Source organism: Microbacterium protaetiae, from assembly GCF_004135285.1.
Classification (GTDB): Bacteria; Actinomycetota; Actinomycetes; order Actinomycetales; family Microbacteriaceae; genus Microbacterium; species Microbacterium protaetiae.
The window spans coordinates 2948218-2966082 of sequence record NZ_CP035494.1; the positions used below are offsets into that span (position 1 = coordinate 2948218).

A 17865-nucleotide genomic window follows, 5' to 3' on the forward strand; every position below is an offset into this window, starting at 1 on the left:
CCACCCCCACACTCGCAGCCGTCCTGATGGCCGCCGGCATTGCCTTGGCAGGCTGCACGACCACCACCGCAAGCCCCGCACCCACCAGCGCATCCTCCACCAGTACGGTCCAGCCTGCCGACCAGGCCCCGACGGTGGACGCAAAGGCGGGGGATCCCATCGACGAGGCCACCGCGAAGAAGCTGAACACCTACGCGGGGGCCACGGCGGTGACCGCGCCTACCAGATGCCCGGCGGAGAGTATGTCTACATCTCCACCAAGGCGCCCCTGCCGGAGAAGGTCATCAAGGTCATCGAGAAGAGGGCCGAGAAGGGGATGCGAGGGATCGCCTCCACGGATTCGGAGGTCCTCAACGACGCCGCGATCGCGATGGAGAAGATCCAGCACGAGGAGGGTGCCAAGACCGGCCGCCACATCGTCGTGGTTAACCACGGGATGAGCTTCGACGAGCAGCGGCTCCAGTACATGCCGGCGTGGGCGGTCAGTGTGCCGGGGCCGGTCGGTGTCTACCCGTCGAAGGCTGAGGCTGTCGCGGCCGCCCAGGCGTGGGTCGCCGGCAGGCCCGAGTTCCGCACCTACATCGTCGTCGACGCTCTCGGCTAGTTGAAGAGCAGAGGGTGTGGGCAGATGTCCGACCTCCCCTGGTCTTAGTGCCAGTAGTCCTGGCCCACGTCGATAACGGGGCCGGCGACCAGATCGGCACGGGAAGCCGTGTACTCGAACCCGTGGCTGCCGAACCGCAGCGTGAAGAAATCGTCGGTGCTCGTGAAGTCGATGGTCGTGGTCATGGCACATCGAACATTCAGATTTTTCCCCGGTACGGATGCCACGACTTCTCCGTTACTCAGCGTCCCGGTGCCTACGACGGCACCTTTGCTATCGAGGAGCACTACCTGGCCGCCGGCCGCGATTGATGGCTCCATCCCGGCCGTGCACGCGTCTCCCGGTTCAGGCGCAGTTGTGATCGTGAGGACATTCGACGTGTCAATTGACGGGCGCACTGTGATGTTTGCGGAGGTTTCAGGCGTATCCGCTGGCCCGGGATTGCCTGCGCAGCCAGCCAGGAGAAGCGGGACAAAAATGAGAACGGCGACCCCAGTACGTTTCATAGGAACAACCTAGTGGTCACCGGTACCGCAAGAGCGCGTGATCAGAGTGAGCGGGGTCACGACCGGCAGAACAGCACCAGCTCGCGCCCGTCCAGCCCGGATGCGAGGGCCTGACCCTCGACGATCGTGATGATCTCTGACGTACATGCCACCTCGCCGTTGCCGCGGAGCGTCATGAGATCGCCCGTGCGGATCGTTGAAGGCTCGACCGCCTCCAGTCCGCCGGCGCGCAGAGCGACGAGTGAGCGGAGCTGATGCCACGCATCGAGATGGTGTACGACGACAGGGCCCGGATCAAGCTGGCCGGCGAAGGTCCACCACGAATTGTCGAACGGGTTGATCGTGTGGGCACGCTGCTCATGGGGGAGCGCCGCGATGACCCACCCCACCCAACTCGGCCAGGCCGTCCTGGACGCCTTCGAGCACGCCACTGCGTGATCACCGCGTGCCGTTGCCGCGTCACGTGGACGCATCGCCCTCGGATGCATTCATGGCTGGCTCTGAATGTCCGACATATGTCAGAAATTGGGGCTGCGGATGCAGTGCAGATCGCCCCTCTTGGCCGCGTATTGCTCGGTATTGCTCCGTAGTGATCCGTAGAAAATGGCCGGTCATTATGCATAATCTCAAGGAATGCGAGCTACAGCCTCAATTCGCTTCAGTCTGGGTTCGAATCCCAGTGGGGGCACGCTCAGCGTCGCCCGTGAGGCGGCGCTGAACATGCCCGTGCTCGGTGAGACGTGGGCTCGGGCCCACGCGCCCGGACGGCCGGTGAGCTATTGCCGATACATGGGTGGTGCATCGTGTAACACCTCGTCTTGTTGGTGGTTGGTTCCGGGAGGGCCGCCGCGAGAGGGGCGATGCAAGCATGCCGGTAGCACCTGGTGACAAGCTCGCCGACGTTCACTAGCGTCGAAACATGCAAATCGTTCCCGCTCAGCGACTTCGTGCCGTGTTCATCGTGGGCACGCGGCCCGAAGCCATCAAGATGCTGCCGCTGATCGTCGCTGTTCGTGACAGCGCCCATTTCGAGCCGGTCGTCGTTTCGACGGGCCAGCACGCCGAGATGGTGGCCTCGGTGCTCTCCATCGGCGGCATCATCCCCGATGTGACGTTCGAGCTGCCTGATGGTCCGCGGTCGCTGAACGATCTGTTCGCCTTCATCCTGGAACAGCTCGAGGACTACCTCGGTGATCGCTTCGGCCCGCCGCTGCCGCCGGCCGAAGCGAGTTATGCAAGCGGCTACCCCGCCGCGTGCTTCGTGCACGGCGACACCACGAGTGCGGCCGCCGCGGCGCTGGCCGCCTTCCACCTGCATTTGCCGGTGATCCATGTCGAAGCCGGATTGCGCACCTCCAACACGCTGTCGCCGTTCCCCGAGGAACTGAACCGACAGCTCATCTCCCGCATCGCGGCGTTGCATCTGGCACCGACGTTCCGCAACAAGGCGAATCTGGTGGGGGAGGGCATTCCGTTCGGGCGCGTGTTCGTCACCGGCAATACCGCGATCGACGCCCTGCGCCTCGCCGTCACCGAGAACCCGCGCTTCGAAGACCCACGCCTGGCCGACCTCGACGGGCCGTCGGCACCCCGGCTCGTGGTGGTCACCGCGCACCGCCGCGAGAACTGGGGCGCACCCCTGGAAAGGATCGCCGACGCAGTGGCCACCTGTGCCCGGGAGTATCCCGACGTTCGGTTCGTCGTCGCTCTCCATCCGAATCCCGCAGTCGCCGGCATTCTCACCGCACGGCTGGGCGACCGTCCGAACATCACGCTCGTCGCGGCGATGCGCTATATCGAATTCGCCCACCTGCTCGACATCGCGACGATCGCGATCACAGATTCGGGCGGCATCCAAGAAGAGGCACCGGCCTTGGGCACGCCGGTCATCTGCGTGCGCGAGACGACCGAGCGACAAGAGGGCGTGGACGCCGGCACCGTGGAACTCGTGGGTACCGACACCGAACGGATCGTGGCCGCCGTCCGGGCGCTTCTCGACGACCCCCGCGAGCTGAACCGCCGTAGCCTGAAGGCCAACCCGTACGGTGACGGTCAGGCGTCATCACGGATTCTGCGCGCCCTCGAGCACATAGTCTTCAACGCGCCCGCACCTGCTCCGTTCGGGCCCGGGTTCGACCGCACCGCGGTGCTGGCTGCGGGCGGCAGCGGCGACCCGGTCGAATCGGGCTGGGTGTCGAGCTGGCCGCTTCCCGCAGAGGACGCCTGAGCTCATGGCAGACCTCTACGACAACCTGCCGGCGTGGGATCAGGTGCTGGACTGGATCGTCTTGGCCATCATCATCGCCGCGGCGATCTCGCTGCTCACGCTCGTCGTCGTGGCAGCCAGATATCGCCGCAGCGTGCGCCGGCGGCAGCGCGAGGGGCGGGCCCGCCAGGAGAGCGACTTTCTCTGGGTGTTCCTGGTTCCTGCCCTCAACGAAGAGGTCACCATCGCCGACAGCGTCTCTCGGCTGCGGGCGACCGCGGCGACGCATGCCGTCTTCCTTGTGATCGACGACGGGTCGGATGACGCGACGGGGTCGATCCTCGCGCGCATCGACGACCCCCGTCTGCGCGTGCTGACCCGCATCGCTCCGGCCGCCCGGGTCGGCAAGGCAGCGGCATTGAACGCCGCATACAAGCATCTGCGCACCGACATCCTCGCGGAGCCGGAACTGGCTGATTGGCGCGATGAGGATGTCATCGTCGCGGTGGTGGATGCCGACGGCCGACTCGACCCGCGCGCACCGGCGGCCATCAGCGGGGATTTCACCGACCCGCAGGTCGGGGGAGCGCAGGTGCTGGTTGAGATCTACAACCGGCGCACGCCCCTCACCTGGGCGCAAGACGTCGAGTTCTCGTCGTTCGGTCGGGTGTTTCAGGCCGGACGATCGTGGTGGGGCACGGCGAACATGGGCGGCAACGGGCAGTTCACGCGCCTGTCGGCGCTGCGAGCCGTCGACGATGGCGACGGTCCGTGGCGGGATCGCCTCACCGAGGACCAGGACCTCGGGGTGCGGATGATCCAGGCGGGCTGGCGCGGTGTGCAGAACAACGACACTCGTGTGCGCCAGCAGGGGCTCAACTCGTTGCGCCGGTTGTACCGGCAGCGGGTGCGCTGGGCGCAGGGCAATTGGCAGTCGCTGTCGCTGCTGCGTGGCATCGGCCGGCCCCGACTGGCGTTCTTCGGACGCCTGGATGCGGTGTTCTACTTGCTCACACCGGCGTTGCAGCTGCTGACGGGGCTCGCGTTCCTCGCGGCGATAGTGCTGTGGGCGTTCGGCATCGCCCCCTACGAATCGAGCGTCTGGTGGGTGATCGCAGCTTTCGCGGTTCTCGCCTTCGGCCCCGGGCTGATCACGATGCTTCTGCGGGCCGAGCGCTGGTACACCGTTCCCTTGGCGATCGTCCTGGTCATTCCCTACACCGTGTATGCGTGGGTGATCTTTCCGGTTCTCGCCGTCGCTCTGGTGCGCCAGCTGGCCGGACGCAGATCGTGGGCCAAGACCGCCCGCGAGAGCATCACGGCACAAGCCGACGCGCCGACGTGAACCGGCCGGCCACCAGCTGTTCGGTGCGACGCCACCGTCGGGACGAGCGCTCTAAGCTGGACGGTAACGTCGATGCGCGAAGGAGCCCGAACCGATGAGCCTCGACTTGCTCGCAGCCCCCGATGGCGCTGCCACGCGCCCGTGGTCCGACCCCGCGGAATATTGGGGTGCGATGACGGATGCTGTCGCCGAACTGTCCGGTCCTGTCGCCGCCGTCAACCTGGCTGCGCTGCGCTACAACGCGCTGGACATGGTGGTGCGTTCCGGCGGCGTTCCGATCCGTGTGGCCAGCAAGTCGGTCCGTGTGCGGGCGATAGTGGAAGCCACGCTCGCCGTCGCCGGGTACCGCGGCATCCTCGCCTTCACACTTCCCGAGGCGCTCTGGCTCGCAGGCAACGGCCACGACGACATCGTCGTCGGATATCCCACCGCCGATCGTGCCGCCATCGCCCAGCTGGCGAGTGACCCGGCTGCGGCATCCCGCATCACCCTCATGGTCGACTCTCTCGCCCAGCTCGACCTCATCGACGCGGTGGCAGCGCCCGCGACACGCCCCGCGATCCGGCTGTGCATCGACGCCGATGCGTCGTGGCGGGCGCCCGCGCTCGGCCACATCGGGGTGCGCCGCTCGCCCGTGCACGACGTCGCGGAGGTGGCGACGCTGGCCCGCGGCATCGCCGCACGGGCCGGCTTCCAGCTCGTCGGGCTGATGATGTATGAGGCGCAGATCGCCGGGCAGCCTGACAAAGACGGGGCCTCCGACCCGGTCATCCGCTGGATGCAGCGGCGCTCGGCCGATGAGCTGCTGGCCCGGCGGGCGGCGATCGTCGATGCCCTGCGTGAGATAGCTCCGCTCGAGTTCGTCAACGGGGGAGGCACCGGTTCGCTGGAGTTGACCGCCTCTGACCAGTCGGTCACCGAAGTCACCGCCGGCAGCGGGTTGCTGGCAGGCCACTTGTTCGACCGCTACCGGATCTTCGATCCGGCCCCGGCGGCGGCGTTCGCCCTCGAAGTGGTGCGCAAGCCGGCGCCCGACATCGTCACGGTGCTCGGCGGTGGGTGGATAGCCTCGGGCCCGCCCGTCGCCTCGCGTCAGCCGTTGCCGGTCTGGCCGCAGGGACTGCACACGCTCGCTCGCGAGGGTGCGGGTGAGGTGCAGACTCCGCTGCAGGGACAGAGCGCGCGCTCGTTGCAGGTCGGCGATCGCGTCTGGTTCCGGCACGCCAAGAGCGGCGAGCTCGCCGAACGCGTCGATGCGTATCAGCTGATCGAGTCGGATCGCATCGTCGGCGAGGCGCCGACGTATCGCGGTGAGGGAAGGGCCTTTCTGTGACACGACCGGGCGGCGAATGGCGCAACTGGGGACGATCGGCACGCATCCACCCGCAGCGGGTGGAGTATCCGAACAGCACCGATGCCGTGCGCCGGGCGGTGCAGTCCGCGCGCCGCCGCGGGCTCAAGGTCAAGGCCGTCGGCGCCGGTCACAGTTTCACCGGCATCGCCGCCGCGCCCGGCGTGCTGCTGGATCTGCGCGACCTGACCGGCGTGGTGCGCGTGGATCGCGAGCGCAGCCGGGTCACGTTGCGCGCGGGAACGAGACTCTTCGAGATCCCACGCCTGCTGGCGCCGTACTCCCTGGCGATGCAGAACCTCGGCGACATCGACCGGCAGACGATCTCGGGCGCCATCTCGACCGGCACCCACGGCACCGGGGCCCGGTTCGGGGGCCTTGCCACACAGGTCGTGGGAGCCGTGCTGGTCACCGCCGACGGCGAACTGCTGCGAGTCGACGAGGAACACGAGCCCGAGCTGCTGCCGGCGGTCGCGCTGGGGCTCGGTGCCCTCGGCGTGCTCGTCGAGGTCACGCTGCAATGCGTGCCGGCCTTCATCCTGCACGCCGTCGACGAGCCGGGACCGCTGGCCGCGGTGCTCGAGTCCATTCCCGGGCGCGTCGCCGATGCCGACCATTTCGAGTTCTACTGGTTTCCGCACACCGAGGTCGGGCTGACCAAGACCAACACCCGGTTGCCGGCGACCGCGCCGCGGCATCCGCTGGCCCCGATGGGCAGGTGGGTCGATGAAGAGCTGCTCTCGAACGGCGTCTACAGTGCAGCCTGCGCGCTGGGTACCGCGCTACCCCCGGTTGTCCCGCGATTCTCGCGCCTGGCGGTGCGACTCACGGGCGACCGCGAATACACCGACTGGTCGCACCGCGTTTTCACGCAGCACCGGGGCGTGCGGTTCCGCGAGATGGAGTACGCGCTTCCGGCCGAGCACGTGCGCACCGCGTTCGACCGGCTGCGTGCGCTCATCGCCGAGCAGCGTTGGCGCATCTCGTTCCCGGTCGAAGTGCGCTTCGCGGCCGCCGACGAGCTGTGGCTGTCGACCGCGCACGGCCGTGACAGCGCGTACATCGCCGTGCACCGGTACTGGCGTGAGAATCCGACCGACTATTTCGAGGCGGTCGAGCAGATCATGCTCGAGCTGGGTGGGCGCCCGCACTGGGGCAAGATGCACACGCTGGATGCCGCGGCCTTGCGTGAGCGCTACCCGCGATTCGACGACTTCGTGCGGCTGCGCGATCGGCTGGATCCCGAGCGCATGTTCGAGAACGCATACCTGCGCCGCGTGCTCGGTGGGTAACGGCTGGGAGTACCCCTGATCGCTGCGGACTGTCCGAGGGCCGAAGCTAGGATGGGTGCAAATCGAACGGAGAGTTCCCTGCAATGGAATGGCTGATCCCGGTAATCGTCGTCGTCGCAGTGATCCTCATCATCGGGATCTATCTGTGGGCCACCTACAATTCGCTTGTCCAGCTGAACGTGCGCGTCGACGAGGCGTGGAGCGACATCACCGTGCAGCTCAAGCGCCGTGCCGACTTGCTGCCCAACCTCATCGAAGCGGTCAAGGGGTATGCCGCGCATGAGAAAGCGGTGTTCGAGAATGTGACACAGGCGCGCGCCGAGACGCTGGGCGCGTCGGGTCCGGCCGAGGCAGGTGTGGCCGAGGGACACATGCAGCAGGCGCTGAAGTCGATCTTCGCCGTCGCCGAGGCCTACCCGCAGCTGCAGGCCAGCCAGAACTTTCTGCAGCTGCAGCAGAACATCGTCGACACCGAAGACAAGATCCAGGCGTCGCGCCGGTTCTACAACGGCGGTGTGCGCGAGCTGAACACCAAGATCAAGGTGTTCCCCAACAACCTGTTCGCTCGCAACCTGGGCTTCCACGAACGCGAGTTCTTCGAGGTCGTCGACGGTGCGGCCATCGCCGAGCCGCCCAGGGTTCAATTCTGACCACCTGACCGTTGTACTCGGCGATAGCGCGCAACAAGCGCAACACCTGGTTCATCCTCATCGCGTTCATCGTCGTCCTCGGGCTGCTGGGCGCCCTGATCGGGTGGCTGGCGGGCAACAACTGGTGGATCACCGCATTCATCCTGTTGTTCGCCGGCACGTATGCGACGGTGCAGTACTTCACCGCCGACCGACAGGCACTCGCGCTGTCGGGCGCGTTCGAGGTCGACAAGCAGAGCGCCCCGCGCTACTACCGCATCGTCGAGAACCTGTGCATCACGACCGGCACGCCGATGCCCAAGCTGTACGTGGTCGAAGACGCCGCCCCCAACGCCTTTGCGACCGGGCGTACGCCTGATCGGGCCGCGATCACTGTCACGACGAGCCTGTTCGAGCTGATGACAGACCGTGAGCTCGAAGGCGTGCTGGCGCATGAGCTCGGCCACATCCGCAACTACGACATCCGCGTGTCGATGATCGTTTTCGGCCTGGTGGTCGCCGTGGGCATCATCGCCGACATCCTGCTGCGCATGACCTTCTTCGGCGGCGCACGCCGGTCGAACAACAGCTCGGGCGGGGGACAGGCGCAACTCATCTTCTTGCTTCTGGGCATCGTGGCTGCCATCGTCGCGCCTCTGCTGGCCGGTGTGGTGCAGGCCGCGATCTCACGGCAACGCGAGTACCTCGCCGATGCGACCAGCGCGATGACCACGCGCGATCCCGACGCGCTCGCGTCGGCGCTGGGCAAGCTGCAGACCTACGGTCGCCCGTTGCAGAAGGCGAACACGTCGATGGCACACCTGTGGATCGCCGATCCGCTGCGCCCGAGCGCGATGCAGCGGATGTTCGCGACCCATCCGCCGATTCCCGACCGGATCGAGCGTCTGCACACCATGGGCGGCTCGTTCTGAGTCGGCGCCGGTGCGTCGGCGAGGCGGGAGCGGCGGGTTCTAGACTGGCCGAGTGGCAGAGTCCGACGGTAAACCTCGCCCCTCCTTGCGGGAGGCCCTGACGCAGCGCATCGTGGGCACCGAGTCGGGTGCCACCGTGCCGACGTCGTTGCGCATCGCCGCCGCGTATGCCTGGCGCCTGCTGCTGGTGGCCGCCGCGCTGGCGCTGGCCATCTGGCTGATCATCGAGCTGAAGCTGCTTGTGATTCCGCTGCTGGTGGCGATTCTCGTGACCGCGCTGCTGTGGCCGGCGTTCTCGTTCATGCTGCGACATGGGATGCCGAGGGTGCCCGCCATCATCATTGCCGTGATCGGCACCCTCGCCATCGTCGCCGGGCTGATGTGGCTGGTCGGCTGGCAGGTCAGCGTGCAGTGGGACCAGGTCAAGGAACGCACCACCGGCGCCGTCGACGCTTTGCGCGCCTATCTGGTGCACGGGCCGCTGGGCCTGACCGAGGCGCAGATCGACGACATGCTGGCGCAGGTGTGGAAGGTCGCGCAGGAGCAGGCCGAGTTGCTCTGGTCGGGGGCGCTGGCCATCGGCAGCACCGTCGGGCACATCGGCACCGGATTCGTGTTGTCGGTGTTCATCCTGCTGTGCCTGCTCACCGACGGCGCCGGCATCTGGCGCTGGATGGTGCGCCTGTTCCCGCAACGCGCGCGGCTCGCCGTGGACGGCGCGGGGCGTGCGGGATGGAACACCCTGGTCAACTACGCGCGCACACAGATGCTGGTGGCCACGATCGACGCCGTCGGCATCGGTCTGGGGGCCTTTCTGCTCGGTGTTCCGCTGGCTGTGCCGGTGGCCGTCCTGGTCTTCCTGGGCTCGTTCGTGCCCATCGTCGGTGCGGTCGTCACCGGAGCGCTGGCGGTCTTTCTCGCCCTGGTCTACAACGGCTGGTGGATCGCGCTGTGGATGCTGGTGGTCGTCTTGGGCGTGCAGCAGCTCGAAGGGCACATCCTGCAGCCGCTGCTGATGGGATCTGCCGTGAAAGTCCATCCCCTCGCCGTCGTGCTCGTGGTCGCCGGCGGCGCGATGATCGGCGGAATTCCGGGTGCGCTGTTCGCCGTACCCCTGGCTGCCTTCATCAACGTCGCCGCGGTCTATCTCACCAATCGTGCGTGGGAGGGCGACAAGGCGCTCGACGGCGTCGATCTCATTTGGAACACGGTGCCCCGCACCAGGAAAGGAAGCGCATGACCGCTCCCACCCTCGCCGAATTCACTGACGCAGCCTCGGCGCTGAGGGGAGTGATCACACAGACGCCGATCGACCAGTCGCTGTATCTGTCCGAACTTCTGGGCGTTCCGGTGCATCTGAAGCTGGAGAACCTGCAGCGCACCGGCTCATTCAAGATCCGCGGAGCCAGCTACCGACTCTCCCGGCTGACGGCCGAAGAGCGAGCACGCGGCGTGGTGGCGGCATCCGCCGGAAACCACGCGCAGGGAGTGGCGCTGGCCGCGCAGCAGCTGGGCATCGCCGCCACGATCTTCATGCCGCTCGGGGTTCCGGTTCCCAAGCTGCTGGCCACCCGCGGATATGGTGCCGACGTCGTGCTCGAGGGCGCCACCGTCGAGACGCCGCTGCGACTGGCGGCCGAATTCGCCGAACGCACCGGCGCCGTGCTGATCCACCCGTTCGACCACCGCGACATCATCACGGGGCAGGGCACGCTGGGGCTCGAACTGTGGGACGCCCTGCACGATCTCGACACCGTGATCGTGGGCATCGGCGGGGGCGGGCTCATCGCGGGCGTCGCCGCGGCGGTGAAGGCGCGCGCGGCAGCCGACGGGCGCACGGTGCGGGTCATCGGCGTGCAGGCCGAGAACTCTGCCGCCTACCCGCCCTCGCTTGCCGCCGGCCACCCGATCGAGGTCGCCACCACCCCGACGATCGCCGACGGCATCGCGGTCGCCCGACCCGGCGACATCCCGTTCGAGATCATCCACGACCTCGTGGACGAGGTCGTCACGGTCAGCGAAGACGATATAGCCCGCGCCCTGCTGGTTCTTCTGGAGCGCGCCAAGCAGGTCGTCGAACCTGCCGGCGCGGTGGGCGTGGCAGCGATCCTGGCCGGAAAGGTGACGGCCACCGGCACCACCGCGACGGTGCTGTCGGGAGGCAACATCGACCCGCTGCTGCTGCAGCGGGTGGTGGCCCACGGGCTTGCGGCATCCGATCGCTACATGAGCTTGCGCATTCCACTGCCCGATCGTCCGGGACAGCTCGCCCAGGTGTCAGAGCTGCTCGCCCAGGCGGGCGCGAACGTCATCGAGGTGCTGCACACCCGGCACGGCCAAGGGCTGCAGATCAGCGAGGTGATCCTTCAGCTGAGCGTCGAGACGCGCGGTGCCGAGCACCGGGCGCACGTGATGGACACGCTGCGCGGCGCGGGCTTCGACCCGATGGTGGTCGAAGACTGAGTGCTGTCAGCTGGGCGAGTAGGTCTCGACCTTGACGATCTCGACCCCGATCTCACGACCGTTCGGCGCCGTGTACGAGGCCTTCTCGCCTTCTTTGAGGCCGATGATCGCGCTACCCAGGGGCGAGGCCTCACTGTAGACGTCGAGGTCGCCACCGGCGGCGATCTCTCGACTGCCCAGCAGAAAGACCTCTTCGTCGCCGGCGACGAGAGCGGTCACGACGGTGCCGGGCTCAACCACGCCGTTGCTGGCGGGGGCTTCACCGACGACGGCGTTCTTCAGCAGCGACTGCAGGGTGCGGATGCGCGCCTCTTGCTTGCCCTGCTCGTCTTTGGCCGCGTGATAGCCGCCGTTCTCCTTGAGATCGCCCTCTTCGCGTGCCGCCTCGATGCGCTTGGCGATCTCCTCGCGACCCGTGGTCGAGAGGTGCTCCAGCTCGGCAGCGAGACGGTCGTAGGCCTCCTGGGTGAGAAAGGTCACCGCAGCATCATCGGACACGTCTTCTCCTTCAGTCGATGTGAACGCAGGTCTCACGGATAAGCCGAGACGCCCCGGCACCGGCCAGGGCGTCTGTCTTCGCACGTCACCTTATGACACCCAACAGGTGTTCACCAAACCGGTCGTCGCCGGCCCCACGGTGGGGATGGACTCGCTGTAGGCGTGGGTGTGGGTGGTGGATGCCGCAAGCCGCACGACCTTCCAGCCGACGATGCCGTGTTCCTCGTCGTCTGCCTCCAAAACGCACACCACAGCGCTGCCGGTGGGAGCGGTCACCTGGAACGTCACAGCGACCGTGCGGGCGTCGACGACCTGATACCCGGTCGCATCGGCGTCGACCGCGTCGGCGGTGTTGCCGAACGCCATCCACACAAGCACCGCGCCGACCACGACGGCAGCGACGACCCCGGCGATCCATCGCCACAGTCGGGCGCGCGGCGAACGCGTGCGACCATATCGATCATCGAGCATCTGCTGCGTTGTCATACCGGCTCCGTCGGGGGAATAGGCTGGAATTCCAGGCTATGCGCTCCCGCGCGAAATGAGGAAAAATGCACGCAGTGATCGCCGAGCTCGCGATCCTCGCCGCCGCCACCCCGAGCCCGACGCCCACCGGGCCCGATCCTGCGACGGTGACTCCCGGGCCGTGGGGATTCGTCGCCGTGGCGTTCCTCGCGCTGGCCGTCGTGGTGCTGCTGTGGGACATGATGCGGCGCATCCGCCGCGCGCGATACCGCGCGCAGGTGCGTGAAGAACTCGACGCGGAACAGGCAGAAGGCGCCGCCGCTGCCCGCGCTACGCGCACCGATACCCAGGACGTCGACGCCTCCGGGGAGGACGAACGCCATTAGACCGGCCGCCGGCGGTCAACCGCCGTGGAAGGCCGGATGCAGCGAGATGAGCAGCGACGCCGTCCAGTGGCACAGGAACGCCAGCACGGTGCACACGTGGAAGATCTCGTGGAAGCCGAATCGTCCGGGCCACGGGTTCGGACGCTTGAGCGCGTAGACGATGGCACCGCCGGTGTAGAGCAATCCGCCGACGATGACGAGGATCATCATCGCCACACTCGCCTGGAACAACGGCACGATATACATCACCGCGGCCCAGCCCAGCGCCAGATAGAGCGCGACGTAGAGCCAGCGGGGCGCGTTGATCCAGAACACGCGGAAGAGGATGCCGAGGATGGCGCCCGTCCACACTATCGACAGCAGCAGCACGGTCTTGTGCGTCGGCAGAGCCAGCACCGCCAGGGGCGTGTAGGTTCCCGCGATCAACAGCAGAATGTTGGCGTGATCGATGCGCTTGAGAACAGCCTTGGTCGTGGGCTTCCAGTTGAAGCGGTGGTAGAGCGCCGAGTTGCCGAACAAGAGCAGTGAGGTGGCCATGAAAACGGCGGCCGCCCACTTGGCCGGCGCACCGTCGGCGAGCACGATGAGAACGATGCCGACCGCTATCGCGACGGGAAAGGTGCCGGCATGGATCCAGCCGCGCCAGGTGGGCTTGATGTCGTCGCCCGCATCAGCAGAGGCGGCCTCCAGCAACGGCAGCTGTGGCATGTCGGCCTGACCGTCTTCCGGCTGAGTCGGAGTGTCGGAGTGGCGGGGACGGCGGCTCATTCTCTGAGCCTAGGCCCCGCTGCATGCCGTGGCCGGCACATGCGGCGGGGCCGCGCCCGTGCGCGGTAGCGTTGTCCCGTGACGTCCGCGCGGTCCAGCCAAGGTCAGGGGCCCCTCTATCGCCTGTACATCGGACGGCTGCGCCGGCAGCTCGCCCCGGCGACGGTCCCCGGCCATGTCGCCATGATGATCGACGGCAATCGGCGGTGGGCGCGTCAGCTCGGCTATCGCACGGCCGCCGAGGGGCACCGCGCCGGCGCGGCGAAGATGCGCGAATTCCTGGGCTGGTGCGACGACGTCGGCGTGAAGGTCGTCTCGTTGTATCTTCTCTCGTTGGACAACCTTCGCAAGCGCGAGCCACAGGAGCTTTCCGATCTCATCGAAATCATCGCCGAACTCGCCGACAGCCTCTCGCGTGTCGGCGACTGGCGGGTACAGCATGTGGGGCGCCGAGAGGCACTGCCCGACGAGCTTGCCCGGGTTCTGGCCGACGCGCAAGAGCGCACGAAGGACCACCGCGGGCTGCACGTCAACCTCGCCGTCGGCTATGGCGGGCGCGGCGAGATCGTCGACGCGGTGCGCAGCATCATCCAGCAGCATGATGAACGCGGCGGCACACTCGAAGAGCTCGCCGCCAGCCTCACCCCCGAACAGATCGGCGAGCACCTTTACACCGGCGGGCAGCCCGATCCCGATCTGGTGATCCGCACCTCGGGGGAGCAGCGCCTGAGCGACTTTCTGCTGTGGCAGTCTGCGCACAGCGAGTTCTACTTCGTCGAGGCGCTGGGACCCGATCTGCGCGAGGTCGACTTTCTTCGGGCGATCCGCGATTATGCCGACCGCGATCGGCGATTCGGCGGATAGGCGGCACCGGGTGTCCGTGTCAGAATGACTGCGTGAGCGATCTGGAAGCGTACATCGCGTCGTTCGATACCGAGCCGGGCTATCTTGACTGGGCGGCGTTCGGCCCGCTGTCTGCGCGCGTACGCGCCGAGATGCACGCAGACGCCGAGCTGCTGGCAACCGGCCGCCGTTCGGGGATCGATCTGGTGAGTGGGCATGTCGGTGTCGCACGAGAGCTGCTGGCCGAGCTGCTGGACGCCCCGACCGACCAAGTGGTGCTGCAGCCCTCGACCTCATATGGCCTCATGCAGGCCCTCTACGGACTGCGGGGCCGGGTTCTGCTCTCGCGCGCCGAGTTCCCGAGTCTGACCGTCACTGCCACCCGGGCGGCATCGTTGCGCGACGACCTGCGGGTTCAGTGGATGGACCCGGACGGTGGTTTTGTCACCGCCGATGCCGTGCGCTCGGCACTGACCGATGAGGTCACCGCGGTCGCTGTCAGCCTCGTCGACTTCCGCACCGGATTTCTCGCCGATCTCTCGGCACTGCGCGAGGCCATCGGCGACAGGATGCTGATCGTCGATGCCATCCAGGGGTTCGGCGTGGTCGACGCCGATTACGCCGCCGCTGACGTCGTCTGCGGAAACGGGTACAAATGGCTGAGGGCGGCTCGAGGCACAGGCTGGGCGCGCTTCAGCGAACGCGCGCGCACCAGGATCGAGCCGGTGCTGTCGGGCTTCGCCGGGACCACGGTCGACCTTCCCGTCGACGAGGTGCCGGCTGCGGCATCCACCGCCCAGGCTTTCACCGTCACCGGCAGTGACATCCTCGCCGCCGGCCGGCTTGCCACCGGGCTCGAGGAGGTGCGGGATGCCGGAGTGGCGGGGATCGCCGACGCGGTGGCCGATCGTGCCGATGAGATCATCGCCGCCGCCGACGAGTACGGCATCGCCGTCGTGACGCCGCACGATCGCGCGCGGCGCGCGGGCATCGTCGCCCTGGCGCCCGAGCCGACCGAAGCTGCCGGGCTCTCGGCGGCGCTGGCCAACAGCGGGTTGACGTTCACCGCGCGGTCGGGCCTGATCCGGCTCGCGCCGCACGCCGGCACCGACGCGAGCACTCTGCAGCTGCTGCGCGACGCACTCGGGGTCTTCGTCACCGAGCGATCGCGCTGACGTCATCGATCGTTAACCCGCGCTGGGCGTGTCGAGTGCGCCGGGTGGGCTGCCCTCGTCGTACGGTCGTGGCATCGGGCAAGGTGCCCGGTCGAGTCGACCGATCGGATCGCGACTCGTGACCCTGGGTCGACTCGTGGGAACCGGGACATCCCTCCCGGGGCGGGAGCAGGTCGTGACCACGCGAGCCTCACAGCAGCAGTACTCCGCAGCCGACACCCTCGAGAGGACCGACGGACCTCTCACCCGACAGGATCAGGCACTGCGCACCTATGTCCTGGACACCTCCGTGCTCCTGAGCGATCCGCGGGCGCTGTTCCGCTTCGCCGAGCATTCGGTCGTCATTCCGGTCGTGGTCGTCACCGAGCTGGAGGGAAAACGGCACGACCCCGAAATCGGCTACTTCGCACGTCAAGCGCTGCGTCATCTCGACGATCTGCGCGTCGAACACGGGCGCCTCGACTTTCCCGTGCCGGTGGGCGACGGCGGCACTCTGAGGGTCGAGTTGGCCAACACCGACGTCTCGGTGCTGCCGGCAGGCATGCGGCTCGGCGACAATGACACGCGCATTCTGGCGGTCGCCCAGCATCTGATGGACGACGGCCAAGAGGTGACCGTCGTCTCGAAAGACCTGCCGATGCGAGTCAAGGCGGCGTCGCTGGGCATCGCGGCCGAGGAATACCTCGCCGAGCAGGCTCTGGATTCGGGCTGGACGGGCATCGCCGAGATCGACGTGTCGGGCGATGACGTGAGTGACCTGTACGAGAGCGAGGTCGCCCTGAGCGAAGACGTCCGCGGTCTTCCGGTGAACACCGGGCTGGTGATCCACTCCGAGCGCGGCTCGGCGCTCGGACGCGTCACCGGTGACGGCGAGTTCCGCCTGGTGCGCGGCGACCGTGAGGTCTTCGGCCTGCACGGGCGCAGCGCCGAGCAGCGCATAGCGATCGATCTGCTGCTCGACCCCGAGGTCGGGATCGTGTCATTGGGCGGCCGCGCGGGCACCGGCAAGTCGGCGCTGGCCCTGTGCGCCGGGCTGGAGTCGGTGCTCGAACGTCAGCAGCAGCGGCGGATCATCGTCTTTCGCCCGCTGTTCGCGGTCGGGGGCCAGGAACTGGGCTACCTGCCCGGTGACCAGCAGGAGAAGATGAACCCGTGGGGTCAGGCCGTCTACGACACGCTCGGGTCGGTGGTGTCGACGAACGTCATCGACGAGGTGATGGAGCGGGGGATGCTGGAGGTTCTGCCGCTCACGCACATCCGCGGTCGATCGCTGCACGACGCCTTCGTCATCGTCGACGAGGCCCAGTCGCTGGAGCGCAATGTGCTGCTGACGGTGCTGAGCCGGATCGGGCTGAACTCCCGGGTGGTGCTCACCCACGACGTGGGGCAGCGCGACAACCTGCGAGTGGGGCGGCACGACGGCGTCGCCTCGGTGATCGAGACGCTGAAGGGGCACGACCTGTTCGGACATGTCACACTGGTCAGGTCGGAACGCTCGCCCATCGCGGCACTGGTCACGGACCTGCTCGAAGCCGGCGAGATCTCGTGACCTGAGAGCGAACGTGAGAAGAGTCTCACCCCGCTGAGGCAGTCAAACCCTCCGAGACGGGGCACGATGGAAGTGCGGCAGTGTCTGCCGTGAACGGGAGGGATCGTGGACGCACGAGCGGCGTTGCTGGTGGGTACCGGCACCGCGGTCGCGGCGGCAGTGGCGATGACCTGTGGCTTCGCGCTCACCAGCGCGAGCGCGCTGGCCGACAAGGCCGGGTCACCGGTGGCCGACGCGGTGATCATCGTGCACGGGCATCCCGATGCGACGGCGGCACCCGCACCTGCCGCCACCGCACCCGAGACCGTTGCCGCCCCCGCCCCGAAAGACATCGCCGCCCCGCCCGTGACGACGCAACCCCGCTCTGAGCAGACGTCGACCACGAAGACCCAGGCCCCAGACACGAGGTCCGACGCGAAGAAGGCTGACACCGCCCAGAACGACGCGAAGGCTGCGGATGCGGCGAAGGCAGCGGCTGCGAGCAAGGCTGCGGCGCAGGCGAAGGCCGAGGCCGCGGCAAAGAAGTCAGAGGCCGCGAAGCAGACCGCTGCCGGTCGCGAGACCGCGCACACGGGCGGCAAGGTGTCCGATGCGACCGCGGCACGAATTCGCGACCGGTTGGAACAGCTGGCCAAGAAGTGGCAGGAGCGACTGGGCGAGCATTCCCGGTACACGAACAACGTCACGAAGAATTCCGTCGACTCGACGGAGTGGAACTCCGGGTCGGGGCATCCCCGTCTTCGATCCGGATCGCAGAAAGGGCAATCGCACAGTTCCCCAGACAGTGGCGATTGATGTGGCGAGCGACCCCACATGCTCACCACCCCACCCCCGGCGTCCCCCAGCGCCGGGG

The 17865-nt window shown here is 67.6% G+C and carries 19 protein-coding genes; 14 read left to right on the forward strand and 5 right to left on the reverse strand.

Going from position 1 to position 17865, the window contains the following annotated elements:
* The first annotated feature begins 226 nt into the window (after positions 1–226).
* Positions 227–604 carry a hypothetical protein gene (locus ET475_RS13625; protein ID WP_129391335.1) on the forward strand — a complete coding sequence of 126 codons (378 nt, stop codon included), beginning with the start codon at positions 227–229 and terminating at the stop codon, positions 602–604.
* Positions 605–648: 44 nt separating this feature from the next.
* Here ET475_RS13625 and ET475_RS17905 read toward each other — a convergent pair whose 3' ends face one another.
* Both ET475_RS17905 and ET475_RS13630 read right to left on the reverse strand, forming a co-directional pair.
* Entirely contained in the window at positions 649–789 is a 141-nt protein-coding gene (locus tag ET475_RS17905) for a hypothetical protein (RefSeq protein WP_165310938.1), read from the reverse strand.
* Positions 790–1166: 377 nt separating this feature from the next.
* Positions 1167–1499: a hypothetical protein gene (locus ET475_RS13630; protein ID WP_129391338.1), complete on the reverse strand. Its 333-nt coding sequence runs from the start codon at positions 1497–1499 to the stop codon at positions 1167–1169.
* A gap of 530 nt (positions 1500–2029) precedes the next feature.
* Here ET475_RS13630 and wecB point away from each other — a divergent pair.
* The 8 genes from wecB (at position 2030) to ilvA (ending at position 11328) form a co-directional block, all read left to right on the forward strand.
* On the forward strand, positions 2030–3337 hold the full coding sequence (gene wecB, locus ET475_RS13635) for a non-hydrolyzing UDP-N-acetylglucosamine 2-epimerase (protein ID WP_129391341.1): 1308 nt from the start codon (positions 2030–2032) through the stop codon (positions 3335–3337).
* A gap of 4 nt (positions 3338–3341) precedes the next feature.
* Positions 3342–4661, forward strand: coding sequence for a glycosyltransferase family 2 protein (locus ET475_RS13640; RefSeq protein WP_129391344.1), 1320 nt, complete (start codon positions 3342–3344; stop codon positions 4659–4661).
* Positions 4662–4755: 94 nt separating this feature from the next.
* The gene (locus ET475_RS13645) at positions 4756–5994 is read left to right on the forward strand and encodes an alanine racemase (RefSeq protein WP_129391347.1); all 1239 of its coding nucleotides are present in this window, start codon (positions 4756–4758) and stop codon (positions 5992–5994) included.
* Complete coding sequence (locus ET475_RS13650; RefSeq protein ID WP_129391351.1) at positions 5991–7304, forward strand: D-arabinono-1,4-lactone oxidase; 1314 nt, start codon at positions 5991–5993, stop codon at positions 7302–7304. The genes ET475_RS13645 and ET475_RS13650 overlap by 4 nt, the downstream gene beginning before the upstream one ends.
* Positions 7305–7387: 83 nt before the next feature.
* Complete coding sequence (locus tag ET475_RS13655; protein ID WP_129391354.1) at positions 7388–7954, forward strand: LemA family protein; 567 nt, start codon at positions 7388–7390, stop codon at positions 7952–7954.
* 11 nt (positions 7955–7965) lie between these two features.
* On the forward strand, positions 7966–8865 hold the full coding sequence (locus ET475_RS13660) for a M48 family metalloprotease (protein ID WP_129391357.1): 900 nt from the start codon (positions 7966–7968) through the stop codon (positions 8863–8865).
* A gap of 52 nt (positions 8866–8917) precedes the next feature.
* The gene (locus tag ET475_RS13665; protein WP_129391360.1) at positions 8918–10105 is read left to right on the forward strand and encodes an AI-2E family transporter; all 1188 of its coding nucleotides are present in this window, start codon (positions 8918–8920) and stop codon (positions 10103–10105) included.
* Complete coding sequence (ilvA, locus tag ET475_RS13670; RefSeq protein ID WP_129391363.1) at positions 10102–11328, forward strand: threonine ammonia-lyase; 1227 nt, start codon at positions 10102–10104, stop codon at positions 11326–11328. The genes ET475_RS13665 and ilvA overlap by 4 nt, the downstream gene beginning before the upstream one ends.
* 6 nt (positions 11329–11334) lie before the next feature.
* Here ilvA and greA read toward each other — a convergent pair whose 3' ends face one another.
* Together greA and ET475_RS13680 are read right to left on the reverse strand one after the other, a co-directional pair.
* On the reverse strand, positions 11335–11826 hold the full coding sequence (gene greA, locus ET475_RS13675; RefSeq protein WP_129391367.1) for a transcription elongation factor GreA: 492 nt from the start codon (positions 11824–11826) through the stop codon (positions 11335–11337).
* A gap of 90 nt (positions 11827–11916) precedes the next feature.
* A complete protein-coding gene (locus ET475_RS13680; RefSeq protein WP_129391370.1) occupies positions 11917–12312 on the reverse strand; it encodes a DUF4307 domain-containing protein in 396 nt (131 codons plus the stop codon).
* A 65-nt stretch (positions 12313–12377) separates the two neighbouring features.
* Between ET475_RS13680 and ET475_RS13685 the strand changes: the two genes are divergently transcribed.
* Complete coding sequence (locus tag ET475_RS13685; RefSeq protein ID WP_129391373.1) at positions 12378–12677, forward strand: DUF4381 family protein; 300 nt, start codon at positions 12378–12380, stop codon at positions 12675–12677.
* 15 nt (positions 12678–12692) lie between these two features.
* On the opposite strand, the gene trhA is transcribed toward ET475_RS13685, so the two are convergent.
* Positions 12693–13385, reverse strand: a complete 693-nt coding sequence (trhA, locus tag ET475_RS13690; RefSeq protein ID WP_129393979.1) for a PAQR family membrane homeostasis protein TrhA — start codon at positions 13383–13385, stop codon at positions 12693–12695.
* 138 nt (positions 13386–13523) lie between these two features.
* Between trhA and ET475_RS13695 the strand changes: the two genes are divergently transcribed.
* The 4 genes from ET475_RS13695 to ET475_RS13710 all read left to right on the forward strand — a co-directional run bounded on the left by ET475_RS13695 (position 13524) and on the right by ET475_RS13710 (position 17807).
* Entirely contained in the window at positions 13524–14309 is a 786-nt protein-coding gene (locus ET475_RS13695; protein ID WP_129391376.1) for an isoprenyl transferase, read from the forward strand.
* Positions 14310–14341: 32 nt separating this feature from the next.
* On the forward strand, positions 14342–15463 hold the full coding sequence (locus ET475_RS13700) for an aminotransferase class V-fold PLP-dependent enzyme (RefSeq protein WP_129391379.1): 1122 nt from the start codon (positions 14342–14344) through the stop codon (positions 15461–15463).
* 175 nt (positions 15464–15638) lie between these two features.
* Complete coding sequence (locus tag ET475_RS13705; RefSeq protein WP_129391382.1) at positions 15639–17012, forward strand: RNA 5'-3' helicase PhoH2; 1374 nt, start codon at positions 15639–15641, stop codon at positions 17010–17012.
* Positions 17013–17117: 105 nt separating this feature from the next.
* The gene (locus tag ET475_RS13710) at positions 17118–17807 is read left to right on the forward strand and encodes a hypothetical protein (protein WP_129391385.1); all 690 of its coding nucleotides are present in this window, start codon (positions 17118–17120) and stop codon (positions 17805–17807) included.
* Positions 17808–17865 lie beyond the last annotated feature (58 nt).